This is a genomic window from Vibrio crassostreae (genome assembly GCF_041439375.1).
Classification (GTDB): domain Bacteria; phylum Pseudomonadota; class Gammaproteobacteria; order Enterobacterales; family Vibrionaceae; genus Vibrio; species Vibrio crassostreae_D.
Window position 1 is genome coordinate 1 of sequence record NZ_JBGONY010000141.1, and the last position, 1,136, is coordinate 1,136.

Annotated in this window: 1 protein-coding gene and 1 pseudogene; both read left to right on the plus strand. The window is 48.5% G+C overall.

The genetic code is table 11. The features are described 5' to 3' along the window. On the plus strand, nucleotides 1-743 hold a 743-nt coding region (locus ACED45_RS24035; protein WP_371715212.1), incomplete at its 5' end, for a tyrosine-type recombinase/integrase. After that, nucleotides 740-1,096, plus strand: a pseudogene (locus ACED45_RS24040) (transposase zinc-binding domain-containing protein); the annotation flags it as partial. The gene ACED45_RS24035 and the pseudogene ACED45_RS24040, both read left to right, overlap by 4 nt. Nucleotides 1,097-1,136 lie beyond the last annotated feature (40 nt).

Genomic DNA, 1,136 nt, shown 5'->3' on the forward strand with positions numbered 1-1,136 from the left:
ATACATTAACGACCTCTGACCTCAAACAGTTCTTCGCGTCTCTTATTCAAACCCATTCGTGGAGCACCATAAAACTCGATCGTAATGGCTTGCAGTTTTTCTATCGCTACACGCTCGATAAACAGTGGGAATGGCTCAATATCGTCAAGCCGCCACAAGTAAAACGACTGCCCGACATACTGACACCGCAACAAGTCAGCTCGCTGATTAGCCACACTCGACAGACACGTTATCAAGTGTTTTTTCTTACTCTGTACAGCATGGGGTTGCGCCTTGGTGAAGGACTGAACCTCACGGTTCACGATATCGACAGCCAAACCATGCGCGTTCACATACGGGAAGGAAAAGGCGGAAAAGACCGAATGGTGCCGCTTCCGCAGCGAACGCTTAAAGCTCTTCGCGTGCATTGGCTTACCCATAAGCACCCTTACTACTTATTCCCTGGCCTTGGTACATGTCGCGACACCCCCATGGATCGTGGCGGTATTCAAAAAACCATGAAACTTGTACTCAAAGAGTGCGGAATCCAAAAACACGCCAGCCCCCACTCACTTAGACATTGCTTCGCGACGCACTTACTTGAGCAAGGGTTAGACCTGCGTTCACTGCAAACGCTACTGGGTCATGCAAGCCTTAATACCACGGCTCGTTACACCCGAATGACTACGCTAAAACAACGCGATGCGGCAATGGCCATCAACCATTTAACTGATGCTCTAGACTTAACGTGGAGCATTACATGAGTACCTTTATTGAACTGCTTCGCCAACATCACTCTGCGCTTAAACGTCACGATTATGCGCAGATGAATGGCGATATGCATCGAGCCATTGGGGCGATGCTCCGTTGCAAAACAGAGCAACAAGGTCGCTCACAATGGTTCTGCAGTCACTGTCATCACGATGACCGATTACCGCTTTCTTGTGGTCATCGTCATTGCCCTCAGTGCCAACAACGCACCACCGCTGATTGGCTTCAACGTCAGCAGCAAAAGCGGTTACCTATTCACTATTTCATGGTGACCTTCACTTTGCCGTATCAACTAAGGGTCTTAGCAAGACATCAACCTAAAGCGATATATAACCCCCTCTGGCAGGATAGTTGTCACTGTTAAAATTTAACCAGTTTGGGCGATA